General features: G+C 68.3%; 22 protein-coding genes. 8 read left to right on the top strand and 14 right to left on the bottom strand.

Going from position 1 to position 24,208, the window contains the following annotated elements:
* Positions 1-15 precede the first annotated feature (15 nt).
* The 8 genes from ACNI65_RS07820 to ACNI65_RS07785 all read right to left on the bottom strand — a co-directional run bounded on the left by ACNI65_RS07820 (position 16) and on the right by ACNI65_RS07785 (position 9,032).
* The gene (locus ACNI65_RS07820; protein ID WP_416762225.1) at positions 16-1,083 is read right to left on the bottom strand and encodes a FemAB family XrtA/PEP-CTERM system-associated protein; all 1,068 of its coding nucleotides are present in this window, start codon (positions 1,081-1,083) and stop codon (positions 16-18) included.
* Positions 1,080-1,949, bottom strand: a complete 870-nt coding sequence (locus ACNI65_RS07815; RefSeq protein WP_416762224.1) for an XrtA system polysaccharide deacetylase — start codon at positions 1,947-1,949, stop codon at positions 1,080-1,082. The genes ACNI65_RS07820 and ACNI65_RS07815 overlap by 4 nt, the downstream gene beginning before the upstream one ends.
* Entirely contained in the window at positions 1,946-3,034 is a 1,089-nt protein-coding gene (locus ACNI65_RS07810; protein ID WP_416762223.1) for an XrtA/PEP-CTERM system-associated ATPase, read from the bottom strand. The genes ACNI65_RS07815 and ACNI65_RS07810 overlap by 4 nt, the downstream gene beginning before the upstream one ends.
* A gap of 13 nt (positions 3,035-3,047) precedes the next feature.
* Positions 3,048-4,625, bottom strand: a complete 1,578-nt coding sequence (locus ACNI65_RS07805; protein WP_416762221.1) for a TIGR03016 family PEP-CTERM system-associated outer membrane protein — start codon at positions 4,623-4,625, stop codon at positions 3,048-3,050.
* A 4-nt stretch (positions 4,626-4,629) separates the two neighbouring features.
* Positions 4,630-5,667: an XrtA-associated tyrosine autokinase gene (locus ACNI65_RS07800; RefSeq protein WP_416762220.1), complete on the bottom strand. Its 1,038-nt coding sequence runs from the start codon at positions 5,665-5,667 to the stop codon at positions 4,630-4,632.
* A 13-nt stretch (positions 5,668-5,680) separates the two neighbouring features.
* A complete protein-coding gene (locus ACNI65_RS07795) occupies positions 5,681-7,273 on the bottom strand; it encodes an XrtA system polysaccharide chain length determinant (protein WP_416762219.1) in 1,593 nt (530 codons plus the stop codon).
* 131 nt (positions 7,274-7,404) lie between these two features.
* Complete coding sequence (locus ACNI65_RS07790) at positions 7,405-8,043, bottom strand: XrtA/PEP-CTERM system exopolysaccharide export protein (protein WP_416762217.1); 639 nt, start codon at positions 8,041-8,043, stop codon at positions 7,405-7,407.
* A gap of 107 nt (positions 8,044-8,150) precedes the next feature.
* On the bottom strand, positions 8,151-9,032 hold the full coding sequence (locus ACNI65_RS07785) for a ThiF family adenylyltransferase (protein ID WP_416762216.1): 882 nt from the start codon (positions 9,030-9,032) through the stop codon (positions 8,151-8,153).
* A 285-nt stretch (positions 9,033-9,317) separates the two neighbouring features.
* Between ACNI65_RS07785 and ACNI65_RS07780 the strand changes: the two genes are divergently transcribed.
* Positions 9,318-10,274: a PEP-CTERM sorting domain-containing protein gene (locus tag ACNI65_RS07780; protein ID WP_416762214.1), complete on the top strand. Its 957-nt coding sequence runs from the start codon at positions 9,318-9,320 to the stop codon at positions 10,272-10,274.
* 168 nt (positions 10,275-10,442) lie between these two features.
* Here ACNI65_RS07780 and ACNI65_RS07775 read toward each other — a convergent pair whose 3' ends face one another.
* The 4 genes from ACNI65_RS07775 to ACNI65_RS07760 form a co-directional block, all read right to left on the bottom strand.
* Positions 10,443-11,855 carry a TolC family protein gene (locus ACNI65_RS07775; protein WP_416762213.1) on the bottom strand — a complete coding sequence of 471 codons (1,413 nt, stop codon included), beginning with the start codon at positions 11,853-11,855 and terminating at the stop codon, positions 10,443-10,445.
* 165 nt (positions 11,856-12,020) lie between these two features.
* Positions 12,021-13,229 carry an HlyD family type I secretion periplasmic adaptor subunit gene (locus ACNI65_RS07770; protein ID WP_416762212.1) on the bottom strand — a complete coding sequence of 403 codons (1,209 nt, stop codon included), beginning with the start codon at positions 13,227-13,229 and terminating at the stop codon, positions 12,021-12,023.
* Positions 13,230-13,254: 25 nt separating this feature from the next.
* Entirely contained in the window at positions 13,255-15,639 is a 2,385-nt protein-coding gene (locus tag ACNI65_RS07765; protein WP_416762211.1) for a type I secretion system permease/ATPase, read from the bottom strand.
* A gap of 19 nt (positions 15,640-15,658) precedes the next feature.
* Positions 15,659-17,515, bottom strand: coding sequence for an acetylglucosamine transferase (locus ACNI65_RS07760; protein WP_416762210.1), 1,857 nt, complete (start codon positions 17,513-17,515; stop codon positions 15,659-15,661).
* Between the two features lie 437 nt (positions 17,516-17,952).
* Between ACNI65_RS07760 and ACNI65_RS07755 the strand changes: the two genes are divergently transcribed.
* A complete protein-coding gene (locus ACNI65_RS07755) occupies positions 17,953-18,465 on the top strand; it encodes a hypothetical protein (RefSeq protein WP_416762208.1) in 513 nt (170 codons plus the stop codon).
* Between the two features lie 146 nt (positions 18,466-18,611).
* Here the strand turns inward: ACNI65_RS07755 and ACNI65_RS07750 are convergent, their stop codons facing one another.
* Entirely contained in the window at positions 18,612-19,118 is a 507-nt protein-coding gene (locus ACNI65_RS07750) for a DUF1993 domain-containing protein (protein WP_416762207.1), read from the bottom strand.
* A gap of 139 nt (positions 19,119-19,257) precedes the next feature.
* Here ACNI65_RS07750 and ACNI65_RS07745 point away from each other — a divergent pair, with 139 nt between their 5' ends.
* The 6 genes from ACNI65_RS07745 (at position 19,258) to ACNI65_RS07720 (ending at position 23,682) form a co-directional block, all read left to right on the top strand.
* On the top strand, positions 19,258-20,265 hold the full coding sequence (locus ACNI65_RS07745; RefSeq protein ID WP_416762205.1) for a D-2-hydroxyacid dehydrogenase family protein: 1,008 nt from the start codon (positions 19,258-19,260) through the stop codon (positions 20,263-20,265).
* On the top strand, positions 20,262-20,882 hold the full coding sequence (locus ACNI65_RS07740; protein ID WP_416762204.1) for a chromate transporter: 621 nt from the start codon (positions 20,262-20,264) through the stop codon (positions 20,880-20,882). The genes ACNI65_RS07745 and ACNI65_RS07740 overlap by 4 nt, the downstream gene beginning before the upstream one ends.
* Before the next feature lie 89 nt (positions 20,883-20,971).
* Positions 20,972-21,526 carry a chromate transporter gene (locus ACNI65_RS07735; RefSeq protein ID WP_416763587.1) on the top strand — a complete coding sequence of 185 codons (555 nt, stop codon included), beginning with the start codon at positions 20,972-20,974 and terminating at the stop codon, positions 21,524-21,526.
* 135 nt (positions 21,527-21,661) lie between these two features.
* The gene (locus ACNI65_RS07730; protein WP_416762202.1) at positions 21,662-22,168 is read left to right on the top strand and encodes a hypothetical protein; all 507 of its coding nucleotides are present in this window, start codon (positions 21,662-21,664) and stop codon (positions 22,166-22,168) included.
* Positions 22,169-22,172: 4 nt separating this feature from the next.
* Entirely contained in the window at positions 22,173-23,039 is an 867-nt protein-coding gene (locus tag ACNI65_RS07725) for a hypothetical protein (protein ID WP_416762201.1), read from the top strand.
* A 46-nt stretch (positions 23,040-23,085) separates the two neighbouring features.
* Positions 23,086-23,682: a hypothetical protein gene (locus ACNI65_RS07720; RefSeq protein WP_416762199.1), complete on the top strand. Its 597-nt coding sequence runs from the start codon at positions 23,086-23,088 to the stop codon at positions 23,680-23,682.
* Positions 23,683-23,707: 25 nt separating this feature from the next.
* On the opposite strand, the gene ACNI65_RS07715 is transcribed toward ACNI65_RS07720, so the two are convergent.
* A complete protein-coding gene (locus ACNI65_RS07715; RefSeq protein ID WP_416762198.1) occupies positions 23,708-24,181 on the bottom strand; it encodes a DUF4275 family protein in 474 nt (157 codons plus the stop codon).
* Between the last annotated feature and the right edge of the window lie 27 nt (positions 24,182-24,208).

Genomic DNA, 24,208 nt, shown 5'->3' with positions numbered 1-24,208 from the left:
GCGGCGGTCCCGTCCTCAGCCCAGGCTGCGCACGATGTGCGGCCCGAGCCAGTTGGCCACGCCGATCGGCAGGCGGCGCCAGGCCTTGATCATGAGCTGGTACTTGGCGTTGCTCGGGTTGTTCTGCGGCACGGCGTCGCGCTTGTACAGGCAGTACTCGTAGTTCAGCGGCGTGGGCTCGAAACCCCAGTTCTTCTTGAACGAGAAACTGCCCGTGCCCTGCTTGCTGCGGCCGTAGTCGAAGACCTTGAGCCCGCGCGCGCAGGCGCGGCGCATCAGCTCCCAGTACTTGAAGTCGTTGGCGGCCAGGTCGCGCGCGGCCACGGCGTCGCCGGCGTAGTACGGCAGCACCTCATCGCGGAAGTAGAAGCTCAGCACGCCCGACAGCGGCTCGCCCTGCGGGCTGGTGACGATGAGCACCTCGGCCGCGTCGCCGAACGCATCCAGCAACGCCTGGAAATAGCGCCGCGGCATCGCCGGCGTGCCGTGGCGATGGACGTTGTCCGCGTAGAGCGCGAAGAAGCGCGTCACATCGCGGTCGATCTCGGCCTTGAGCTCGTTCTTGATGCCCTTGCGCACCATCGCGCGCTGCTTGCGCGGGATGGCCAGCATGTTGGCCTCCTCGTCCTCGAGGATGGCCTTGCGGAAGGTGACGTACAGGTCCTGGTGCGGCCAGTCCTGGTGGCGGCGCTCGACGTTGCGCAGCTCCAGGTGCTCGACACCGAGCTTGCGCGCGATCGCCTGGGCCTCGTCCTCGAGCGCGCGCGCGGCCTCGTCGTTCAGCGCGGCCACGCCGCCGTAGACGGCGAAGGGCAGCCCCACCAGCGCATGGCCGAAGAGCCGGCTGCGGTTCTCGGCCAGCGGCAGCACGCCCTCGATCGCGCCGTCCCGCTCGGCGTAGAGGAAGTAGCCCTCGTGACCGAACTGCTCGCGCAGGATCCGTTGCCACGCGGAGAGGTGGAAGAAGCTCGCCTGCGCGCAGCCCTGCACGAAGGCGTCCCAGCGCGCGGCGCCGGCGCTGTCCTTGAGCACCAGACGCTTGACCTGGACGGTGCCCGCGGCACTCGTGGGCAGCGGGCTCATGCCGCCAGCCGCTCGGCGCCCGCGGGCGCGAGGAAGATCTCGTCCATCCGCGCCCACGCGAAATCGCCCAGCAGCTGCGCGATGCGCGCCTCGGTGCGGCCGATGTTGACGTAATGGCGGAAGCGCGTCTTGGCGTCGATGCCGGGGATGCGCGGCTGCTCGGGATCGATCTCCCACGGATGGAAGTAGAAGACCGCGCTGCGGCCCTCGATGCGGTTGAAGCGCTCGATCATCCAGCGCGTCATGCCGTAGGGCAGCAGCCGGAACCAGCCGCCGCCGCTGCTCGGATAGTTCTTGCCGCGAAAACGCAGCGTGGTCACCGGCACCTCGATCAGGCCCGGTCGGACCTCGTAGGCGAAACGCGGCGAATCGGGCATGCCGTAATGGTCGTGCTCGATCGGGTAGACGCTGGAGCTGTAGCGGTAGCCGCATTCCTGCAGCACGTCGAAGGCCCAGAGGTTGTCCTTGCCGATGGAGAAGCTCGGCGCGCGGTAGCCCTTGACCTCCACGCCACCCAGGTCCTGCAGCAGCGCCTTGGCGTCGCCCACGTCCTTGAGGAAGGAGGCGCGGTCCAGGTCGCTGGCGCGCTCATGGCCGAAGCCGTGGCTGGCCAGTTCATGGCCGCGCGCGACGATCTCGCGCACCAGTTGCGGATAGCGCTGCGCGATCCAGCCCAGCGTGAAGAACGTCGCCTTCACGCCGTTCGCGTCGAGCAGGTCCAGGATGCGATGCACGTTGCGCTCGACGCGGCACTCGCGCGCGTCCCAATCGCCACGGGCGATGTAGGGCGCGAAGGCGGAGACCTGGAAGTAGTCCTCCACGTCGATGCTCATCGCGTTGCGGATCGCGCCGGCGGTCGTGTTCATCGCATCGCTCCCACGAGTTTCTGCAGCAGCGACAGGGTCTGCTGGTTGATGCGCTCCAGGCGCATCAGGCTGTCCTCGATGCGCTGCAGGCGCGCATCCTGGCCATCGAGATTCAGGCCGGCCAGTTCATCGGCCAGCGCGCCGATCTCGCCGCTCGCACCGCCCTGCCCCACCCGCGCGCGCAGCCGGCTGAGGTCCAGGTCCACCGCGAGCTCGCCGCCCGACGCGTGGCCGTTGATCTGCGCGCCGTGCACCGCCGGCGCGGGCGCCGAGGCGGATTCCTTGGCCAGGTCCTCGACCACCTCGTCCACGTCGGCCGCGGTGAGGTGCGGGTTCTCGTGCATGAAGCCCAGCAGCAGCAGGCGGTCGCACAAGGTGTTGATGCGGCGCGGGATGCCGTGGCTGGCCCGGTGCAGCGCGGTGAAGGCGTCGGCGTCGAAGGTGGGCTTGTCGGCGGCGCCGGCGCACTTGAGCCGGTGCTCGATGTAGCGCTGCGTGTCCTCCTCGTCCAGCGGGCCGATGTGGCAGCTCGCGGCGATGCGCTGGCGGAACTGCTCCATCTCGGGCCGCTGCAGGATGCCGCGGAACTCGGGCTGGCCGACCAGGAAGGTCTGCACCAGCGACTGGTTGCCGAACTGGAAGTTGGACAGCATGCGCAGTTCCTCGACCGCGCGCGCGGTCAGGTTCTGCGCCTCGTCGACGATCAGCAGGCAGCGCTTGCCGCGGCTGGCCTCGCTGACGAAGAAGGCCTCGAGCGCCATCAGCAGCTCGCTCTTGGGCAGGTCCTTGACGCGCACGCCGAAGGCCGCGCCCACCAGGCGCAGCGTGTCTTCGGCATCGAGCTGCGTGGTCACCACGTTGCCGATGACGACGTTGCTGCGGTTCAGGCTGTCGAGCAGGCCGCGCACCAGCGTGGTCTTGCCCGCGCCGATCTCGCCGGTGATGACGATGAAGCCGTCGCTGCGCAGCACGCCGTAGTCCAGGTAGGCCTTGGCGCGCCGGTGCTGCTTGCTGCCGAAGTAGAAGCTGGGATCGGGACTGAGCTGGAACGGCTTGCTGGCCAGCCCGTAGAAGGCCTCGTACATGGCGGTGATGACGTTAGAAGCGCTGCGACAGCGAGGCGTACACCGCGTTCTCGCGGTAGCCGGAATTGGAGAACGCGTTGTCGCTGTAGGTCGAGTGCCGCAGGCCGATGCTCGCATCGGCGCGCGGACCCAGGCGCAAGGTGACATTGGCCAGCAGCGACTTCGCGTCGGTCGATCCGATCTGGTCGCCGCTGGAGTGCTGACGGGTGAGGCTCAGGCTGCCGCTGGCCAGCGGCGTGAAGCGGTAACCCAGGCTGATCGAGGCGCCGCGCTGACGCAGCCGGTCGGTCAGCGCCAGGTCGCCGGTCCCGGTGGGCGACACGCCCAGCCGGCGGTTCATGCTGTCGTTGACGCCCAGCATCGCGACCAGGCGCGGCCCGTTGTAGCCGATGGACAGGTCGGTGCGCCGCTGCAGCATCGCCGAGTTGGAGATGAAACCGTTGCCGGTGAGCGCGTCCGGGCTCAGGCCCATCGCCGCGAGCACCGAGCGCACCAGCGCGTCGCGCTTGACCGGGTCGGGCTGCAGGCCCTGGAACTGCAGGTCCAGCAGTTGGTAGTTGGTCGCCTGACCGGTGGGCGTGTCGTTGGTCTGCACACTCTGCGAGCTGGACGCGCGCAGCGAGATCGACGGCATGCGGTGCTCCAGCGACACGTTGTGGCTGTTGCCGTAGCTGTGGTGCTGCCAGTCGGCGTCGAGCTTGGTGCGGGCCGACGGCGTCCAGCGCGCGCTGGCGCCGTAGATCGTCGTGGTCTCGCTGCCGAAGTAGTCGCTGCGCTCGCGCCCGGCGTTGACGCCGAACATCCAGTCGACATCGGGGATCCAGTACAGGGAGCCGACCACCGACGAGGTCCGGTTGTCGACGCCGGTCTGCTCGAAGTGCGTGCGCTGCGTGCTGGCGCTCAGGCCCCAGTTGATGGCGCGTCCCTGCGGGCCGGCCAGGCTCAGCGAGAGCGAGCCCTGCTTGGAGTCGCCGCTGTTGGCGGCCAGTCCGCCGCCGCCGCCATCGCTGGAGTCACGCATCACGCCAGTGGCGCGGAGTTCGAAGCTGGCCACGCCGGCGAGGTTGCCGCGCCAGTACGGCGAGACCTGCAGCGTGCGGACCTCGGTGCGGTTGGGGTTGTCGAGCTCGTTGCTGCTCGACTGCTGGCCGAAGGACGAGATGGACTGCTGGCTGATGTTGCCGCGCACGTCCACGAACAGCGCCTGCGGCACGACCTCGGCGAGCAGACGCGAGTTGAGCTGGTTCTGCACGCGCGAGGAGCGCTCGCTCTTCGTGTAGATCAGACCGTCGAGCTGATAGTCGAAGTTGCCCTTGATCGCCCCGCTGTTGCTGGTGATCGAGATGCCGGGCGAGACCGCGGTGATCAGCGCCTTGTCGCGCGAGCCGCTGGGCGCGAGCTGCAGGTTGTCGGTCCAGGTCTCGGTGACGGACACGCGGGGCTCGAACGACCAGCCGCGGCGGGCGCCGCTCGTGTCTTCCTGGCTGCGCGCGGGCGCATGCGCCAGCACGGCGAGCGCGGCCATCGTCGCGCACGCGGCCCGGCGCAGGGGCATCGGCGGCCGGCGGTTCAGGTCGGTGGCCCGCGTCATCGTGTCAGGCCCGGTCCACGCGGACGGCCGGCTCGGCGGCGCGATCGCCCTGGGCATCGCCTTGTCCGTCCGCCTGGCCGTAGCCATAGCCATACCCGTAGCCATACCCGTAGCCGTAGCCGTAACCGCTGCTCTTCTTGTTGCTGGCCTGGTTGAGCAGCACCATCTTCAGCGGGCAGTGCTCGATGGCGGAGACCGCCTGCTGCACGGCGCTCTGCGGCGTGCGCTCGGCCTGCACCACGATCACGATCTGGCCCATGTGCGTGGCCAGCACGCGGGACTCGGTGGTCAGCAGCAGCGGCGGGCTGTCGAAGATGATGATCCGGTCGGGATAGCGCTGGGCCATGTCGTCCAGCAGCGCGCTCATCGCGTCGCTGGCCAGCAGCTCGGTGGCGCGCGCGTGCGGGCGGCCGCTGGGCAGCAGCGTCAGCTTGTCGACGTTGGTGCGCAGCAGCACGCTGGCCATGTCGGCTTCCTTCTCCAGCACGTCCAGCAGGCCCGGGCCGGGCGGCAGGCCCAGCATGCGCAGCATGGACGGGCGGGCCACGTCGGCGTCCACCAGCATCACGGTGTTGTCGAACTCCGCGGCGATGGACATCGCCAGGTTCAGCGAGGTGAAGCTCTTGCCCTCGCCGGGCAGCGCGCTTGTCACCATGATCAGGTTGGCGTGCTTGAGCGAGGTGGCGCTGCGATCCATCGCGTTGCGGATCAGCGGGCGCTTGATGTTGCGGTACTGGTCCGCCATCACGCTGCGCGGCGCGTTGGGCGTCAGGAAACCCTGCGCGGCCAGCGCGTCCAGATCCAGCTCCACGCGTTTCGACGTCACGTCGCCCGGCGAGCGGATGACGGCGGGCGCAGCGACCGGGGTGACCGGCGCGGGCACCACCGCGGGCGCGACCGGCACCACCGGCGTGACAGCGACCGCGGCGGCAGCAGCGGCAGCGGCCGAGGCCGCCACCGGCGTGGGCGCGGGGCCGACGTCGACGCCGGCCTGCTTGAGTTGTTCCAGCCGCTGGGCGGCTTGTTCGATCAGGCTCGTCATGTGAAAGCTCCCCTCACCCGGCCTGGCGGCTGATCCAGATGGCCATGCCGATCAGCCCCATCGCGTACAGGCTGACCAGGCTGCCCGAGGCCACGCCGAAGCGCAGCAGGTCCACCTTCTGGCGGCGGCGGTCCTGCGGGGTTTCCTGGCGCGACACGGCGCCCAGGATCGGCAGCTCCAGGCGGTGGCGCAGTTCATTGAGGTCGTGGAAGACCGGGCGGATCTGGCTCGCGGCGAAGGCGGTCACCAGACCGGCCAGCAGCGCCACGACCAGGCCGCCGGCCAGCAGCATCAGGCGATTCGGCGCGACCGGCTTGGTCGATGCGCGCGGCGGATCGATGATGCGGAAGTCGGCCACGCCCGAGGTGTTGTCCAGGTCGGTCGACAGCGACGCCGATTCGCGGCGCTCGACCATCTCCTGGTAGTTCTTCTTGATGATGTCGTAATCGCGGTTGAGCTGGGCGAACTCGGCCTCCAGCTGCGGCGCCATCTTGATGGCGCCCTGCGCGTTGGTGTAGCGGCTCGCGTACTCGTCGACGCGGGCGCGGATCTGGGCGACCTCGACTTCCTTGGTCGCCAGCACGCGGGCCAGTTCCTGGTTGGCCAGGCTGTCGTTGCGGCCGCCGGCGGCCTGCGGCTGCGACATCGCGGCCTTCTGCAGGTCGGCGACCTCGCGCTTGCGCTGGTCTTCCAGGTCGCGGATCTGGCGCTTGATGTTGATGATGTCCGGGTGCTGGTCGGTGTACTTCTGCTGGTTCAGGTCCAGCGCGCGCTTGAGCTCGGCGATGCGGCCGTCGAGCTCGGGCGTGGCGAACTTCTGGGCGCTTTCCTGCAGCAGGCTGGACAGGCTGCCGCCGGACGCGGAGCGCTTGGTCTCCAGGTCCAGCTGGGCCTTGGCGGCATCGCGGGCGTTGACGGCCTCGCGCAGCTGCAGCCGCGCCGCCTCGAGCTGGTTGCTGGCCTCGGCCAGCCGGGAAGCGGAGTCCTTGCCATCCGAGGCGGTCAGCGCCAGGTTGCGCAGGCGGAATTCCTTGCGGCGCGCCTCGGCCTCCTCGAGCTTGGTCTCGTAGGCCTTGATCTGCTCGCTGAGGAAGGTCGCGGCGGTGGTGTTGTCCTTGCGGCTGGCGCCCAGGCTGGACTCCATGAAGATCGACAGCAGCGAGGCGACGACCTTCTTGGACACGTCCGGCGAGGAATCGCGGTAGGACAGCAGGTACAGGTTGTTGGCGGAGTTGCCGGCGGTCTGGATCGACAGGTTGCGCGTGACGCGGTCGATCAGCGCTTCCTGGTCGGACTTGCTGGTGGCCTTGAGGTCGAGGTCGGCCATGCGCACGAGCTTCTCGACGTTGGGCCGGCTGATCAGCGTGCGGCTGAGCATGTTGACCTGCTGCTCGGTGTTGGACAGCACGGCCATGCCCGACATCAGCGGCTTGAGGATGGACTGGGTGTCCACGTACACGCGCGCGCTGGCCTCGTAGCGGTCGGGCACGACGAAGACCACGACGGCGGCGGCGATGCCTACCAGCCAGGCCGCGATCAGGCCCGGCCAGCGGTAGCGCCACATCCGCTTGAAGACGGCCATCAGTTGCGCGATGAGGGAATCCATGCGGCGATCTCTGTTGCCCCGGCGTCAATGCCGGTGGTCCGCGACGACGCGGACCGGTACTGCGGGAATCGATCCCGGGAGACGCCCCGCGGCGGCCGGCGCGACAGGCGCGGCCGCGGCCGGGCCGTCGATCAGAAGAAGCTCTGCGGAATGATCAGGATGTCGCCCGGGCGCATCTCGACGTTGGCCGACACGTCGCCGCGACGGATCAGGTCCTTGAGCCGCACCGAGTACTGCTTGTTGCCCTCGGCGGTGCGCAGGATGGTGGCGGAGTTGCCGGCGGCGAAGTCGGTGAGACCGCCCACGGCGATCATCACGTCCAGCAGCGTCATCTTCTGCTTGTAGGGCAGGAACTGCGGCTTGGCGGCCTCGCCCACGACGCGGATCTGCTCGCTGTACGGGCCCACGAAGCTGGTGACGATCACGGTGACGACCGGGTCGCGCACGTACTTGCCGAGCTGCTTCTCGATGTCGCGGGCGATCTCCACGGAGTTCTTGCCCTGCACCGCCAGCTCGTCGATCAGCGGCGCGGCGATCTTGCCGTCGGGACGCACGGGCACCGTGGTCGACAGGTCAGGATTGCGCCAGACGATGATGTTGAGGTTGTCGCCGGCGCCGACCACGTAGCTGTAGTCGGCCTGCGAGGCCGCGACAGGCGCGGGCGGCAGGTTGCCGGTCGTCGAGCAGCCGGCCAGCACGGCCGTGACGGCCAGCAGCGCAGCTTGTGCCGCCTTGAACGTAGCGATCTTGAATCCAGTGTTCTTGAACATGTCCACCCCTGCAGGAAGCTGCTCGGATTGCACCTCAGCGCGCCCGGGTGTGGAACCCCCTGGACTGAGGGCGATCCCTCCCTGGCGTGAACGAATTCCGTGCTAGCTCAGCGCCCTTTGAGGACGGGTTTGATCAGCGCGATCAACAAACGCTGCAAGGGGTGGGAATTCCCCCAGGGCCGCCAAGTGTGTTTCAGCTTGCCGCGATAGGCATCGAAATGCATGCCCCAGGGCGCCGCGCGCAAGGGTCCGCGATTCAACAGCAGCTTGAGCACATTCGTCGCCATGACCCCGGCGCACAACTCGCAGGCCATGCCGGTGGAGGGCCCCCGCTTCTCCTTGAAATTCACCGCCTCGGGCGCCACCAGATACTGCCGGCTCATCATGGACGGGGACACCCCGGCGATGAAGCGCGCATATTGATCCTCGTGGTCGTGGCCCTCGACCTGGAAATAGTCCTCGAAACTCATCCCGGTGGGGCTGAAGTAGAGGAAGGCGGTGCCCATCCCCAGAGGCGCGGCGGTCATCGCGGGGATACCCAGTTCGCGGCACCGGCGAAACACCTTGCGACGTACTTCCAGGACAAAGAAGTCCAGGCTGTCGACATACACGTCGACATCCTTCAGGAATTCATCGAGGTTGGCATCGGTGACCCCCTGCGGAAAGCGCCGGATATCGCTTTCGGGGTTGATGTCGCGGGCCATTTCGGCGACGACATCGAGCTTGGGGCGACCCATCGTCGACATGAAGGCGGCGGCCTGCCGATTCATGTTGTGGACATCGAATTCATCGAAGTCCGCGATATTGAAGTTGGCCACGCCCAAACGCGACAGCGCCAGCACATGCAGCCCGCCGACACCGCCCAGGCCGGCGACCGCCACGCGGGCGCGGCGCAAACGCTGCTGCTCATCGCGGGTGACCCAGCCGATATTGCGGGAAAACGCGCGGTCGTAATCGAAGGCGAAACCGGGGGCGGGGTCGCGGCTCATGGGGTCTCCCTGTAGGCGGAGCGCCGTTCGGCCGGAAACACTCGTGGACCGGTCCGACGACGCCAGCGGCGAGTATGCACCCTCGCACCCCCCTGATATGTGGGGAAAGCCGCTGTCGAGAAACTTGACAGCAGGCGCCGAGGAATACCGCATCCAAATGTCAAGTCGTTGATTTGAAAGGATGAAAGTGGGCTGGCACGGTCCTCGCTTTGATGTCCGCCAAGAAGCCGGCACGTGCCGCTTCCTAACGTGCATCTGGCAAGACGCATCCTCAAGGAGAGACACATGTTCAAGCAAGCAAAGCTCGCACTGGCAGCCATGGCGCTGGCGGCAGCGACCTTGCCGGCGATGGCAGCGCCGCTGTACATCAACACCGGGCAAGACTTCAACCTGGACCCGAACGGTCTGACGACCACCGCGGTGTTCGACCAGCTGGGTTACTCCGGCACGCTGGCCACCTCGATCTACCTGGGTTCGCCGGCCGCGCCGGGCACCACGGTGATCGACACCAACATCCCGTCGGTGATGAACTCGTACGGCTTCGCCCCGGGTTCGCACACCACGGTGTCGGGCGGCTCGGCGAACTTCGCCTACCCGAACGACCCGTCGCAGACCAACATCGACGCGCTGAACAACCCGCGTCCGGGCAATGACCTGAACGGTTTCACCGGCGGCGTGGGCTTCCCGCAGTACGGTGCCGGCAACGTCGGCGGCCTGGGCGGCGCGTGGGGCCTGACCTACTCGTACCAGATCGTCGGCAAGACCGTCGACTCCAACGGCGACGGCGTGTCTGACTACGTGCAGTACACCGGTGGTGTGTTCAGCGTCTTCTACCGCAGCGCGGCGACGGACCCGAACAACAACAAGGAAGTCCTGCGCCTGATCGTCACGGGCTCGAACATCCAGCTGACCAACCTGAACGTCAGCGGCTATGTCGACTACAGCTACGCTGGCGGCGACGCGTTCGTCCAGAACTTCTTCAACTCCGGTGATGGCCTGGGCTCGCTGTACAGCAACTGGCTGGCCAACAACATCTCGGTGAGCTGGGTCCTGGACACCAACGTGGATCCCCCGATCCCGACCCCGGACCAACTGTGGAACACCGGCTCTGGCCTGATCCGTCAGTCCACGCTGGACGGCTCCCTGGTGATCAACGTGCCGGAACCGGGCTCGCTGGCCCTGGTCGGTCTGGCCCTGGCTGGCCTGGGCTTCGCCCAACGCCGCCGCGCCCTGCGCAAGTAATCAGCTTCCGCTGAAACGAAAACCGCCCCTCGGGGCGGTTTTTTCATTGGCAGTCCGGAAACCCGCGGTCAACAGGTGTGGCTGGGGCCGGAGTGATGCTGGGGGTTCCCGGACGGGACGCCCCCTGCGTCGCGGAGAGCCCGCGCTTGGCCGGCCGTTGGGGAGTTCTCAGCGCAGCGGCGTCACGACGCCGCGGCCTTGCGACCAGATGATGGCCACGACCTGCTGCGCGTCGTACAGCGCGTTCACGTGAGCGATGCGCATCGAGTAGTAGTCGCCCTCGGCGGCCATCACGTCGAACAGCGACCGCTTGCCCAGCTGCTGCCACTGCTGCAGCGTGAAGCCGCGCACGCGCTCGCTGTTGCGCAGGATGTCGACCAGGCGGCGCGAGCGGTCCAGCGACGACGAGGCCGCTTCAAACATTTCCTGCACGCGATAGCGCTTGGCCTCGATGGTCTCGTCGCGCTGCATCGACGCGGCCTGCGCGCGGCGGCGTGCCGAGGTCAGCGCCGAATCCGCGCCCGGCTGCACGATCGGGATGTTGACGGTCACGCCACCGACCCAGTCGGTCTGGCGGGACTGGCCCACCGTCGAGTTGCCCTGCACCAGCAGGCTCACGCTGGGCTGCTGGCCCGCGCGCACCGATTCCGCGTAGCTGCGCTGGGCTTGCGCCTGCGCGCTGGCGGCGGCCACGTCGGGCGAGGCCATCACGTCGGCGAGCATCTCGCCCAGGTCGGGCAGGCGCGCCAGCACGGCGCTCATCGCCGCGCCGCGCGGCAGGTCGTCGCCGACGAAGCGCTTGAGGCGGACCTCGGTCTGGCGCAGCGCGGACGTGGTCTGTTCATACGAGAGGTCGGCCTGCTGCAGGCTCTTCTGCGCCTGCACCAGTTCGCTGGCGCGGCCGCGGTCGGCCTTGGTGATGATGTCCAGCGCCTCCACGAGGCAGGACATCTTGCGCACGTACTGGCTGTAGACCTGGGCCTGCAGCTGATAACGGCCGCGGTCCAGTGCCAGCGACACGGTCTGCAGGGCGACCTGCTCCTCGGCGCTGGACTGGCCGAAGCGCGCGGCCTCGAGCAGCTGCGACTTCCATTCGGTGAGCTTCGTGATGCGGCCCGAGTCGTAGATCGGCGCGGTGACGCTCAGCGAGCCGCGGCCCATCATGCCGCTGGAGTTGTTGCCCGGACCGTCGCCCGGCAGGATGGTGCCGGTGTGGCCGGCGGTCAGACCGAGATTGACGGTGGGCAGGCGCTGGGCCTTGGCCTCGGCGAGGTCGGCCTCGGCGGCCTGCGTCAGCAGCCGCGTGGCGCCGAGCGCCTTGCTGCGATTGAGGGCCCGGTTGACGAGCTCCTGCAGCTGCGAGCGCGGATCGGCGTCGCCGACGTCCAGCAGCGCGCTGTCCTTGGCGGAGAGCTGCGCCGCGGGGAGCGTGCGCTCGTCCGAGCAACGGCTGGGGGGCGGGTCCTGCGCCCAGGCGGACGCGCTGAAGCCGGCCAGGGCGGTCACGACGACAGCCATGCCCGCGTTCAGGCGGAAGGAGGAGGCGCGCCGCAGGCTCCGGCGCCGAGTCGAATGGATCATGGTCACGCGTACTGCAAGCAATTTCCCATGGCCTCTACTGGACCATCCCGGCGGGAAATCGAAGCGTGGATAAGCGGCGCGCAACCGGCCTGTTCGTGACCTTCAGACGAGGCTTACAAATGAAACCACCCGCTGGAAGCGGGTGGTTTCAGGGGGAACTCGATCTCAGCGCTCGCGCAGCGCTTCCTTGGACTTGAGCATCGGCCGCAGCAGGTAGCTGAGCACGGAACGCTCGCCGGTGCGGATGTCCACCATCGCCGTCATGCCGGGGATGACCGGCAGCGGCTCGCCCTTGGCGCGCAGCGTGTTGCGCTCGGCGGTGATGAGCACGCGATAGTACGTACCCTCGTTGTTCTTCTCCGTCTCGCCCAGCGCGTCCGGGCTGACGTACTCGATCTTCCCGTGCAGGCCGCCGTTGACGTTGAAGTCGTAGCCGTTGACCTTCACCACCGCCGTCTGACCGACCTGCAGGTAACCGATGTCCTTGGGCTTGATGCGTGCCTCCACGAGGATGCGCGGGCCGATGGGGACGATCTCCATGATCGGCGAGCCCGAGGTGATCACCCCGCCCACCGTGTTCATCTTGATGTTCTTGACCAGCCCCTTGACCGGCGACTTCAGCACCGAGCGCGTGACCGCGTCCCGGCGCACGACGAGCTGCTCATCCAGCTGCGCCAGGTCGGTCTGCGCCTTGGACAGCTCGGTGCTGGCGTCCTGGCGGAAGCGGCTGATGCGTTCGTTGCGCTGCTGCTGGAGCTCGTTGACCTGGCGCGTGACGCGCATCACCTCGACGTTGGACATCAGGCCCTTGGACGCCATGTCCTGCGCCATCTTCTGCTCGGTGGCGAGCAGCCCGATGCTGCGGTTGATGCTGGCCGTGGCCTCGTCGAGCACGCGGCGGCGCGTGTCGAAGACCTCGGACTCGCTGTCGACCAGGCGCTGCACGTGCTTCACCTCGTCGGGGAACTTCAGCGGCACGCCCAGCGCCTCGGCGCGCAGCCGCGCCACCTGCGCCATCAGGCCCAGGCGCTTGGCCTGGCTTTCGTTCTCTGCGGCCTCGGCGCGCGTGGGGTCGAGCTCGGCGAGCGCCTGACCGGCCTCCACTTCCTCGCCTTCATGCACCAGCAGCTTGCCCAGCGTGCCGGACTCGAGGCTGGCGATGACCTGCTCCTTGCCGTCGGGCACGACGCGCGCGTCGCTGCGGGTGACCTCGTCCACCGTGGCGAGCGAGGACCACACGATGCCCACCAGCAGCACCGCTGCCATCAGGTACAGGGCCCAGACGGCGCGCGGCAGCGGCTCGTCGATCAGCGCCGACTGGACGCTGCCGACGAACAGGCCTTCTTCGCGGCTGAGGGAACGGGACTGCGACATGGTCGTTGGAATCTCGTAGCGGGCGTCAGACCGACGCCGCGCGGTTCACGGCCTGCGCCGCCGGATGCACGTGGACCGGCGCGCCCTGCGCGGCTTGACCCGGTTGCGCTTGCTGCTGCTGGGGCTGGCCCGGCGGGCGCGCGCCCGACAGCGCCGCCAGCACCTGGTCGCGCGGACCGTCCATGACGAGCCGGCCGCTGTCGACGACGACGATGCGCGAGACCAGCTCCAGCACCGCCGGACGGTGCGTGACCATGATCAGCGTGCAGCTGCCGGCCGCGTCGCGCAGCTGGCGCAGGAAGGCGATCTCGGATTGCGCGTCCATCGAGCTGGTGGGCTCGTCCATCAGCAGGATCTGCGGCTTGGTGACCAGGCTGCGCGCGAGCGCGACCAGCTGGCGCTGACCGCCGGAGAGCAGCGAGCCCATCTCGCCGACCGGCAGGTCCCAGCCCATCGGGTGGCCCGCGACCACGCGGTCCAGGCCCGTCAGCTTGGCGACCTCGACCAGGCGTTGCGCGTCGACATGGCGGCCCATCAGCACGTTGTCGCGCAGCGTGCCGTGGAACAGACGCGGCTCCTGCGACACGAATCCGACCTTGCCGCGGTACTCCGCCGGGTCGATCTGGCGCAGGTCGATGCCGTCGATCTCCACGCTGCCCTCGGTGGGCTGGTACAGCCCCGCGAGCATGCGCAGCACGGTGGACTTGCCGCTGCCGATGCGGCCCAGGATCGCGATGCGCTCGCCGGGCTGCACGCGCATCGTCACGTTGCGCAGCACCTTGGGCGACTGCGCGTCGCCCTGCGCCGGGTACGAGAAACCGATGTCGTTCAGGCCCATGCGGCCGGTGATCTGGTTCAGCGGGACGTAGTTGCGCGTGGAGTCGCGCTCCACCGGCGCGCTCATCACCGAGTTCAGCGAGAGCATCGCGGCGCGCGCGCCCTGGTAGCGCGTGGCCAGGCTCACCAGGCTGTTGAGCGGCACGGTGGCGCGGCCGGCAAACATGACCGCGCCGATCAGTGCGCCGGCGCTGATGACGCTCTCGTTGATCAGGTAGACGCCCCAGACCAGCATGACCAGGTTGATCGCCTGCTGCATGGTCATCGAGATGTTCATGCTCCAGCTGGCCATCGTGCGGGCGCGCAGCGCGGACTCGGCGACGATGGCGGTGCTGTGCTCGTAGCGGCGCAGGAAGCGGCCCTCGGCGCCGGCAGTCTTCAGGTCTTCCAGGCCCTCGAGCGCCTCGACCAGCGTGCCGTGCAGGTCGGCCGACTCGGTCATGTTGGTGCGCATCGCGCGGCGCAGGTAGCCCTGGATGCCGAAGCTCATCAGCAGCATCAGCGGGATCGCGACCATCAGCACCCAGCCCAGCGGGCCGCCGATGATGAAGGTCATCGCCACGAACAGGATCACGAACGGCAGGTCGGTCAGGACCGACATCGTGGCCGAGGTGAAGAAGTCACGCACGACCTCGACCTGGGCCAGGTAATGCGCGTAGGAGCCGGCGGACGCGGGCCGGTGTTCCATGCGCACGCCCAGCGTCTGGCGGAAGAGCTTGGCGCCGACGATCAGGTCGGTCTTGCGGCCGGCCAGGTCGATCAGGTGGGCCCGCAGCTGGCGCGCGAAGAGGTCGAAGACCAGCGCCAGCCCGGCGCCCACGGCCAGCGTCCACAGCGTGACGAAGGCCTGGTGCGGGATGACCTTGTCGTAGATGACCGAGGTCACCAGCCCGGACACCATCATGAGCACATTGCTCAGCAGCGCGGCCAGCATGGCCGAGCGGTAGTACGGGATGAAGCGCTTGAGCGTGCCGAACAGCCAGTGCGAGTCGGACTGCAGCAGCGGGGCCTCTTCCTTGGCGCCGCCCATCGGCTTGGCCTGCGAGACCTCCTGCGGGGTGACGGCCAGGATGAAGCCGCTGTATTCCTGGTCCAGCTCGGCGGCCGGCGCCACGCAGCTGGCGGCCTCGGGGCCGGGGAAGACCACCTCGTAACGCACGCCGCTGGCGTCGTCGTCCAGTCGGCGCACCAGCACGCAGGCGTCGCCGCCGTTGAGCAGCAGCACCGCCGGCAGCAGCAGCTGGTTGATCTCCTCGATGCCCTTGCGCAGCAGCCCGGCGTTGTAGCCGGCCTCGCGCATCAGGCGGATGGCCTGGTCGGGGCTGATGGCGCCCTCGATCGGCGCGCCCGCGCGCAGCGAATCGACGGAGCGCGCGCGGCCGTGGTGCTGGGTCAGCCAGGCCAGGCACTGCAGCAGCGGATCGACCGCGGGCTGCGCTGCCAGGTCCGCCAGCGGATCGACCGGCTCGTCGGGGATGCCGGGCGCGCGCTGGCCGTCCTCGGCCGCCAGGCGCAGGCCGGGGCGGCGAGCGTGCGGGTCACCGTCGAAGAAGGGATCGTGCGGCCGGGTCATTTACGGGATCTTCGTCAGTTCATGCCCGATGGGCGAGGGCCAATTGCTCGAATTCGCGCTCGATGTCACGGACGATGGCCGGCATGTCGAAAAGTGCGCTGTTGCGGCCCTCGTCGCGGAGGTATCGCTTGTAGGAGCGCGCCCGGCCGGGATTCAAGCCGATCTGAATGGCGCGCTCGACGTATTCGTCCACCGAGAAGGTGATCAGGTCCGGCAGGCCGACGGCGGTCAGCAGGCTGCCGCACATGCGGGAGATGTAGCTGCGGCCCGAGCGCGTCAGGATCGGCGTGCCCATCCACAGGCAGTCGCTGGCGGTCGTGCCGGCGTTGTACGGGAAGGTGTCCAGCACCAGGTCCGGCAGCTGGAAGCGGGCCAGGTAGTCCGGCGGCGCCACGCGCGGCGCGAAGATCAGCCGCGAGGCGTCGATGCCGGCGGCCTCGGCCTCGCGCTTGAGGTTGGCCTTGGCCCATTCGTTGTCCGCCAGCAGCCACAACACCGAGTTCGGCACCCCGTGCAAGATGCGCATCCAGGCGCCGAACATCTCGGCATTCATCTTGTGGTTGTTGTTGAACGAGCAGAAGACGAAGGCGTCCTCGGGCAGTTCGTACTGCGCGCGCGTCGGATCGGCGCCGACCTCGCGCTGGCGGTCGCTGACCTGGTAGCAGTGCGGCAGGTAAATGGGCTTTTCTGAGCAGTACGGCAGGTATTCGGGCGGCATCGTGAAGCGATCCGCCAGGATCCAGTCCACGCCGGGCAGCAGCGAGGTCGCCGGCAGACCCAGGTAGCTCACCTGCACCGGCGCGGGCCGGTGGGCCAGGATGTTGGGGCGGGCGCCGCTGGTCAGGCCCTGCAGGTCCACCAGCACGTCGATGCCGGCCTGGGCGATCAGCTTGGCGGCGGTGGCGTCGTCCATCGCGTTCAGGCGCCAGACCTTGTCCATCGACATCAGGATGCGCTTGCGCAGCGAGGTGCCGTCCTCACGGCTCCAGTCGAAGGCGTGGATCTCGAATTTCTCGCGGTCGTGCAGGCTGTAGAGCTCCGCGGTGAGCAGGCCCACCGCGTGCATGCAGAGGTCGCCCGACAGGTAACCGATCTTGATCTTGCCGCCCTGCTGGCGCGCCGCGACCGAGACCGGATGACGCCACAGCGCCTCCTTCTGCTTGACCACCTTCTCATGGACGAAACGCTGGGCCGCGCCCATCTGCAGCGCAGGATCGTCGGTGGCGCTCAGCGTCGCCAGCAGCGAGGTCGCGATCAGCAGCTTGTTGTGCGTGACTTCGCCAAAAGCCTCGTACACCGGCCATTTGCACTGCTTCTGCCGGATATGCACGTAATGCTGCATCACATCCGTCTGCTCGGGATTGAGCGTCAGGCTGCGCACCATCAGGGCTTCGGATTCCTCGTAGCGGCGCTGCAGCTCGAGCAGCCGGGCGGCGTTGTTCAGCGCATGGGTGCGCAGGCCGGTGGGCTCCGCGCCCAGCGCCTCCATCGGCTGCGTGCCGTCGTACACCTCACGCCAGGCGGCGAGCGCGTCGTCCACGCGCTGCATGTGTTCGAGTTGATGGCCGAGGTTGAGCCGGGCCTGGGCGAAGGTCGGGCTGATGGCCAGCGCCTCGCGATAGACCTGCTCGGCGCGTTCGTGCTGCTGGATGTTGCCCAGCACCGTGCCCCAGTTGTAGAGCGCCACCAGGCGCGCCGCGGGGGGATGGCCGTCGTGCGCCAGCCAGGTCTCATAGAGATGGGCGGCGGCGTCTCCCAGGTTCTGCGCCTGGAAGAAGTTGCCCCGGTCCATCAGCTCGGGCAGCGGGAGGGTGGCCTCGCGGGCGCGGCTCAGCAGCTGCTCCCATTCCTGGGCCAGCGGGGCGGGAACGCTCAAGTTCGGCATGCTGGGGCGGGCGATGTCCATGTGATCGGGCTTTCGGGGACGTGACGCGGTCCGGCGGGTATCGGCCGGACGTGCCGGCGCGGACCCAGGGGCCGCCTGATCGGATTGTGTCCGCGCGTTCACGGGAGGCATCCCGGCAATTGGACGGTGCCGACCGCCCAATTCCCCTCCTTCGGATGCCCCTTCCCGGGCGGCCGCGGACACCGGCGGCCTGCCCCATGGGCCCGTTATCGGCAGCCGGAACGAGAACTTGAGCACGATTTGAGGCCCGCGTCACGGCCTTATCCGGGGTTCTGGGGACAGGGGCGACTTCCACAATCGTCTCGCGATCCGGGCCTCAGAGCCGGGACGCCGCGCGGTGCGAGCAAGCCCGGAAAGGGACGTCGAGGGACGCGCGTTCGATCAATCACGCCAAGAAGAAACCACCCATGAAGGTGATTCCTAGCCTGTCTCGTTGGGACGAGATCGTGGACGCGGCCGACGGGGCCGAGCTCGACGACATCGACACGCGCGCGGTGGATACCCAGAGCTGGGTGGAGCCGGTCAGCCGCCTGGGCGGCACCGGGGGCGCGGCGATGAATGACGCGCCGACGCGGCGGCGCAGCGGGGATTCGCTGTTCCAGAGCCTGATGCGGCTGTGGCCCGGCGAGAGCCGCCGGCCGCAGGCGAGCGCCCGCGCGATGGCCAAGCTGCGCTCGGCGTTCCGGGCGAGCGTCAATGACCTGGCGGTGGACGCAGACGCGCCGACGATGGAGCGCGTGCGCGCCCTGCTCCGCCACATCGTCCACGCGCGGCATCCGCAAGACCTGTGGCACCTGCGCACGGCGATCTACACGGAAGTCGCCCGGGGCATCAACCAGGCGGAAGCCGAAGCCCGCCTGATCGCGCTCAACCGGCAACTCGCGCAGAGCAAGAGCCTCCTGCGCCGGCTGCTGGGCTGACACGAGCCCTCACCCCCCGCCCTCTCCCGCTTCGCGGGCGAGGGAGCCTCAATGCTCCACAGCGCAGCAGCCCCTCGCCCGCGAAGCGGGAGAGGGGTTGGGGTGAGGGCTCCCCCGATGTGCTGTCGAGAGAAACCCGCTGCTCCTTACTTCGGCTGCCCCAGGAAGTCCATCTTCCCCAGCGGCACGCCCGCATGGCGCAGCAGCGCGTAGAGCGTGGTGGCGTGGAAGTAGAAGTTGGGCAGGTTGAAGAAACGCGTGAAGTCCTGGCCCTGGAACTGCAGCGGTTCCTTGTCGCGGCGCGGCACGCTCACCGAGCGCGTCTCCGAACCGTTGATCTGCTCCGCGCTGACCGTCTTGATGAAGTCCCGCGTCTTCTGGATGCGCTGGACGAGCTCCTCCAGCGTCGCCTCGGTATCGGGCCAGCTCGGCACCTCGATGCCGGCCAGGCGGGCCGCGCCGCTCTTGGCGGCGTCGCTGGCGATCTGGATCTGGCGCGACAGCGGCAGCATGTCCGGTGCCAGGCGCATCGTCAGGTAGACGGATTCATCGAAGCCCTTGGCGATCGCGTGATCGCGCGCGGTGCGCAGCCAGGTCTGCATGCTGGCGAGCATGCGATCAAACACCGGCACGGTGGCGGCGTACATGTCCATGGAGATCTCCTCGTGTCTCTAGGGGGGTGGGATGCGAAGCGGGCCGGATGCTAGTGCCTGTTCCGATCTGTTGCACGACGCTCGCCCAATGGCCTTCAGGTGGTCGTGCGACGCGAGTAGGATCGGACCCCGCACGCCTATGAACATCATCATCCTCGACGACTACCAGGACGCCGTGCGCAAGCTGCCTTGCGCCGTCAAGCTGGACGCGCTGAACGCCAAGGTCTTCACCAACACCGTCAAGGGGATCGGCCAATTGTCGATCCGGCTGCGGGATGCCGAAGTCCTCGTAACGATCCGCGAACGTACCCACTTCTCGCGCCAACTGCTGGAAAAGCTGCCCAAGCTCAAGCTGATCTCGCAGACCGGCCGCGTGGGCAAGCACATCGACATCGACGCCTGCACCCGGCTCGGGATCGCGGTCGCGGAGGGCGGCGGCTCGCCGATCGCGCCCGCGGAGCTGACCTGGGCGCTGATCATGGCCGCGATGCGGCGGCTGCCGCAGTACATCGCCACGCTCAAGCACGGCGTGTGGCAGCAGTCGGGGCTGAAGTCGGGCTCGATGCCGCCCAACTTCGGGCTGGGCATGGTGCTGCGGGGCAAGACGCTGGGCATCTGGGGCTACGGGAAGATCGGCCAGCTCGTGGCCGGTTACGGCAAGGCCTTCGGCATGCAGGTGCTCGTGTGGGGCAGCGAGGCCTCGCGGCTGCGCGCCCAGGCCGACGGCCACCAGGCCGCCGACACGCGCGAGGCCTTCTTCGAGCAGGCTGACGTGCTGTCAATGCACCTGCGGCTGTCCGACGAGACCACCGGCATCGTGACCGGCGAGGACCTCGCGCGAATGAAACCGACCTCGCTGTTCGTGAACACCTCGCGGGCGGAGCTGGTGGCCGATGGCGCGCTGGTGTCGGGCCTCAACCGGGGCCGGCCGGGCATGGCGGCGGTGGACGTGTTCGAGTCCGAGCCCATCCTGCAAGGCCATCCGCTGCTGCGCCTGGAGAATGCCGTGTGCACGCCGCACATCGGGTATGTCGAGCAGGACAGCTACCAGATGTACTTCGACGCGGCGTTCGACAACGTGCTGAATTACATGGCCGGCAAGCCGAGCAACATCGTCAATCCGGATGCGCTGAAGGTGCACCGGTGACGCCGGCGGCGCCACCCTCCCCTGACTCAACGCCCGCGCCGGCGCTGGCGCAACCCGAATCGCTGTCGCAGCTGTTCTGGGCCTTCACGTGGCTGGCGCTGCAGGGCTTCGGCGGCGTGCTGGCGGTGGCGCAGCGCGAGCTCGTGGAGCGGCTGAACTGGATGTCGCGCGAGGAATTCGTCGAGACGCTGGCCGTAGCGCAGGTGCTGCCCGGGCCCAACATCGTGAACATCTCGCTGATGATCGGCGACCGATTCTTCGGCCTTCGCGGCGCGCTGGTGGCGCTGGCCGGGATGATGTTCTTCCCGGCGGTGATCGTGCTGGTGCTCGCGGCCTTGTCGACGACCTGGCTGGCCTCGCCGCGGATGACGGGCGCGTTGCGCGGCATGGGCGCGGTGTCGGCGGGGCTGATCCTGGCCACCGGCTTCAAGCTGCTGCCCTCGTTGAAGAAGAACCCGGTCGGGCTGATGCCCGGCCTGACGCTGGCGGCGCTGGTGTTCGGGGCGACGGTGTGGCTGAAGCTGCCGCTGTTCTGGATCGTGCTGAGCGTCGGCGGGCTGGGCATGGCGCTGGCCACGATCGCGTTGAAGCGCAGCCGCGCCGGAGTTCAGCGATGAGCGCCACGGTCAGCGCGGCCTTGTCTGGGACTGCAGCCGCGACAGCCGCCATGGCGACCGCCGCGAGCGCCCCCGTCCCGTGGCATCAGATGCTGACGGGCACGCTGAGCTGGCCCGAGCTCGGCGCGCTGATGCTGCATTTCCTGATGTTGTCGCTGCTGTCGATCGGCGGCGCGATCACGACGGCGCCGGACATGCATCGCTACCTGGTGGATGAGCGGCACTGGCTGACGGACCAGAGCTTCACGAGCTCGATCGCGCTGGCGCAGGCCGCGCCGGGTCCCAACATCCTGTTCGTGGCGGTGCTGGGGTTCAACGTGTCGGGGCTGCTGGGCGCGACGGCGGCGATGGCGGGCATCCTGCTGCCGTCGACGACGCTGGTGGTGGCGGCGACGCGCTGGGCGCGCCGCAATCGCGATCACCTCGGGGTGCGCGCGTTCACCGTGGGCATGGCGCCGCTGACGCTGGGGCTGATGATCGCCACGGGCTGGCTGCTCGCCGCGCCCTACCTGGTCGAGCCCGAGCATCGCTGGGCCACGCTGGCGATGATCGTCGCGACGGTGCTGCTGACCATGCGGACCAGGATCGGGATCGTGTGGCTGGTGCTGGCGGGCGGGGTGCTGGGGGCGCTGGGGGTGGTGTGAGCGTGGCGCCCCTGGGGCCAGTCCCAAGGCGCGAGGAAGGTGCTTCGCCTTAGGCTCGAGGCTCCCTGGGAGGACAAGAACATGTCGATCATCGACAACGCTCGGCGGACATCGCGCCGCCGGGCTCTGCGTGCCATGTCGACCGCAACGGTCGCCGGCATCCTCGCGACGCTGGGCGCGGGCTGCGCGCAGCGCAGCTATCCCGACCCCGCCACGCTGGTGCTTCAAGACCCGCTGCCCGGCCAGTCGCTGATCTATCTGATCCGGGCGCCGCATGACGACGCGACGCTGACCGTGCGCGAAGGCGCGCGGATGCTGGCCGCCATGCCGGCGGAGACCTGGACGGCGATCTCGGTCGCACCGGGGGAACATGTGCTGGAGACGCGTCTGGGCGATCGCCCCGGTGCGCCGCCGGTGCGGCTGCGCCTGGCCGCGGACCAGCGCTACTTCCTGGTGATGTCCGCGTCGATGGATCGACCGGGCGCCGCCGTGCAGATCGTCGATGCCGCCACCCGGCCGCTGATCTGGTACGTGCCCTTGCCGAGCGAACTGAACGCCGGCTCGCGGCATTGGTCGCCGTACTCGGAGACCGACGCGCGGCCGATGATCAGCATCGCGCGCATGGTGCTGCCGGAGCGGTGAGATCGTGATCCGCATCGGCTGGAAAGACCTGGGACTCAAGACCAGGAGATCGCTCCTCCTCGGTGGCGCACTGGTTGCAGCCGCCTCCGTGGCCTACCTGCTCATCGACCCTATCGACGGGCCCGTCGAAGCTGCCGCAGCGACCGTGGCATCGCCTCCGACCATCGTCGCGTCGTCGGTGCCTCACAGGACGAGCCATGTCCTCGAGCCTTCGCCGAAGATCGCCGCGCCCCCATCCGCCGCGCCGACATCGCAACCGGCATCGCTGCGGTCCCGGATCGAGACGCTTCTGGCGCGCAATGATCCGGAGTCCTTGCTCAAAGCCCACACGCTCGTGGCCCGCTGCAACGTCATGCGGGACCTGGAGACCGCCAATGTCGAGGTGCCAGGATCAGCGGAGTACAAGCAGACGTATCAACGCCAGCTTGATGAATGCAAGGCAATGCCTTTCGCCTTCCAGCGCGACTTCATGACGTGGCTGAATGCAGCGCTCGCCGCACGGGTGCCGGGCTCATCCGTCGCGCTGCTGGAGGCCGGTCCGAATGGAGACATCTCAGCCCTGACGCAGCGCCCGGATGACCCCCTGGTGCTGGAGTGGAAGCGCACCACTTTCGATCTGCTGATGCGCGATGCGAAGGCTGGCAATGCGGATGCGCTGAGAGCCTTGTCATCGGCGTACGGCCACGGTCTGTACGCGCCGATCGATCCCAAGCTCGACGCGGCCCTGGAAATGGCGCTCACTGCCAGCTACGAGAAGCGAGGCAGTCGTGCATTGAAGTACCAGAAGGAGTACGCGGACCGGAAGCTCGCCGCGCTCAACCCCACCGATCAAGCCTGGGCCAAGGACTTCGCCGCCGGCTTCAAACATTGAGTCCCAAGACCATCGCGCTGTACGCAACGCCGTCCTTCCGTCTGCGATGGCGCAGACCGACGCCTATCCCTTTCACCCTGAACCAATGCCCTTCTCAACAAAAACACTCGCTGCCGCGCTGCTCCTCCTGGCCTGCATCGCGCCCGTCCACGCGGACCCTGCGGAGCGCACACCCGTGAGCCGATCCCTGTTCTCCAGCACGATCCCGGGAGGATCCGACTGGAAGCTGCTCAAGTCCGACGACATGTCCCTGACCTATCGCTGGCAGGACGCGCCGCGTCAGCGGCTGTGGAACCTCCGCCTGGCCGCGGTGAAGATCGGCGCGTCGGACACGCGTGAGCAACTGGTCAAGGAGTTCCAGCAAGCCTCCGCCGGCCTGATCGTCATTCCCGACACCATCGAGGTCGGCCCCATGGAGCTCCAGCCGGAGAAGCCCGGGCGCTACATGTGCGCGGTGGGTGCGACGCGCCCCGATCCGGCCAGCACGAAGCCGATGACGGTCAAGTTCAAGGTGGCGCTTTGCCGTCATCCCAAGTGGAACGTCGGCGCCACCATGGTCGCCATGAGCGTCCTCACGAAGACCGGCGACGACCCGGCCCTCGACGGTTTCGAGCAGATGATCGACGACCTGGTGATGAACTGATCGCTGCGGTCCTGGACCTCAACGGCTAGATCCACCCCTTCGCCCGGGCGGCCTCGATCTGCTGCTTCTTGCGGATGCCCGCCAGGATGTCGGCCTCCAGCCGGGCCGCGTCCGGATGAACCGCGAAGTACGGACCGAGCCAACCGTCTTCATGCGTGAAGGCCATCGTCCACGCGAGGTTCGACGGGAAGACCATGTAGTCGGACAGCGCGGCCCGATCAGGCCGCACATCGGTGACGAACACCGTGCGTCGATCGTTGGACAGCACGACGTACTCCGCCGCCTGTCGCGTGGCATAAGCCGCCAACGCCTCCTGCCCGGACACGCAGTCATATCCGCCGCCGCTGAACACGTGCCACATGAAGTCCTTCATGTTGAGCCCTTGTCCACGACGGCCATACACCTGCATCCAGGCTTTCGTCATCGCCGCGGCCGCGTCCTCGGACAGCGTGCGCAACACCTGACCCGGACGGACGAGCGGCTCTCCGGCTTTCGACATGGGCGGAGTATGCCGCCGGCAGACGGT

Source organism: Roseateles sp. So40a, assembly GCF_048081605.1.
Lineage (GTDB): Bacteria > Pseudomonadota > Gammaproteobacteria > Burkholderiales > Burkholderiaceae_C > Roseateles.
Note: the sequence above shows the minus strand (reverse complement) of the source record. Positions and strands in the feature narration are given on the sequence as shown.

Bases quoted from the DNA above. Each gene is read 5' to 3' on its own strand.
- ACNI65_RS07820 (WP_416762225.1), bottom strand. From the start codon at position 1,083: ATGAGCCCGCTGCCCACGAGTGCCGCGGGCACCGTCCAGGTCAAGCGT.
- ACNI65_RS07815 (WP_416762224.1), bottom strand. From the start codon at position 1,949: ATGAACACGACCGCCGGCGCGATCCGCAACGCGATGAGCATCGACGTG.
- ACNI65_RS07810 (WP_416762223.1), bottom strand. From the start codon at position 3,034: ATGTACGAGGCCTTCTACGGGCTGGCCAGCAAGCCGTTCCAGCTCAGT.
- ACNI65_RS07805 (WP_416762221.1), bottom strand. From the start codon at position 4,625: ATGACGCGGGCCACCGACCTGAACCGCCGGCCGCCGATGCCCCTGCGC.
- ACNI65_RS07800 (WP_416762220.1), bottom strand. From the start codon at position 5,667: ATGACGAGCCTGATCGAACAAGCCGCCCAGCGGCTGGAACAACTCAAG.
- ACNI65_RS07795 (WP_416762219.1), bottom strand. From the start codon at position 7,273: ATGGATTCCCTCATCGCGCAACTGATGGCCGTCTTCAAGCGGATGTGG.
- ACNI65_RS07790 (WP_416762217.1), bottom strand. From the start codon at position 8,043: ATGTTCAAGAACACTGGATTCAAGATCGCTACGTTCAAGGCGGCACAA.
- ACNI65_RS07785 (WP_416762216.1), bottom strand. From the start codon at position 9,032: ATGAGCCGCGACCCCGCCCCCGGTTTCGCCTTCGATTACGACCGCGCG.
- ACNI65_RS07780 (WP_416762214.1), top strand. From the start codon at position 9,318: ATGTTCAAGCAAGCAAAGCTCGCACTGGCAGCCATGGCGCTGGCGGCA.
- ACNI65_RS07775 (WP_416762213.1), bottom strand. From the start codon at position 11,855: ATGATCCATTCGACTCGGCGCCGGAGCCTGCGGCGCGCCTCCTCCTTC.
- ACNI65_RS07770 (WP_416762212.1), bottom strand. From the start codon at position 13,229: ATGTCGCAGTCCCGTTCCCTCAGCCGCGAAGAAGGCCTGTTCGTCGGC.
- ACNI65_RS07765 (WP_416762211.1), bottom strand. From the start codon at position 15,639: ATGACCCGGCCGCACGATCCCTTCTTCGACGGTGACCCGCACGCTCGC.
- ACNI65_RS07755 (WP_416762208.1), top strand. From the start codon at position 17,953: ATGAAGGTGATTCCTAGCCTGTCTCGTTGGGACGAGATCGTGGACGCG.
- ACNI65_RS07750 (WP_416762207.1), bottom strand. From the start codon at position 19,118: ATGGACATGTACGCCGCCACCGTGCCGGTGTTTGATCGCATGCTCGCC.
- ACNI65_RS07745 (WP_416762205.1), top strand. From the start codon at position 19,258: ATGAACATCATCATCCTCGACGACTACCAGGACGCCGTGCGCAAGCTG.
- ACNI65_RS07735 (WP_416763587.1), top strand. From the start codon at position 20,972: ATGCTGACGGGCACGCTGAGCTGGCCCGAGCTCGGCGCGCTGATGCTG.
- ACNI65_RS07730 (WP_416762202.1), top strand. From the start codon at position 21,662: ATGTCGACCGCAACGGTCGCCGGCATCCTCGCGACGCTGGGCGCGGGC.
- ACNI65_RS07720 (WP_416762199.1), top strand. From the start codon at position 23,086: ATGGCGCAGACCGACGCCTATCCCTTTCACCCTGAACCAATGCCCTTC.
- ACNI65_RS07715 (WP_416762198.1), bottom strand. From the start codon at position 24,181: ATGTCGAAAGCCGGAGAGCCGCTCGTCCGTCCGGGTCAGGTGTTGCGC.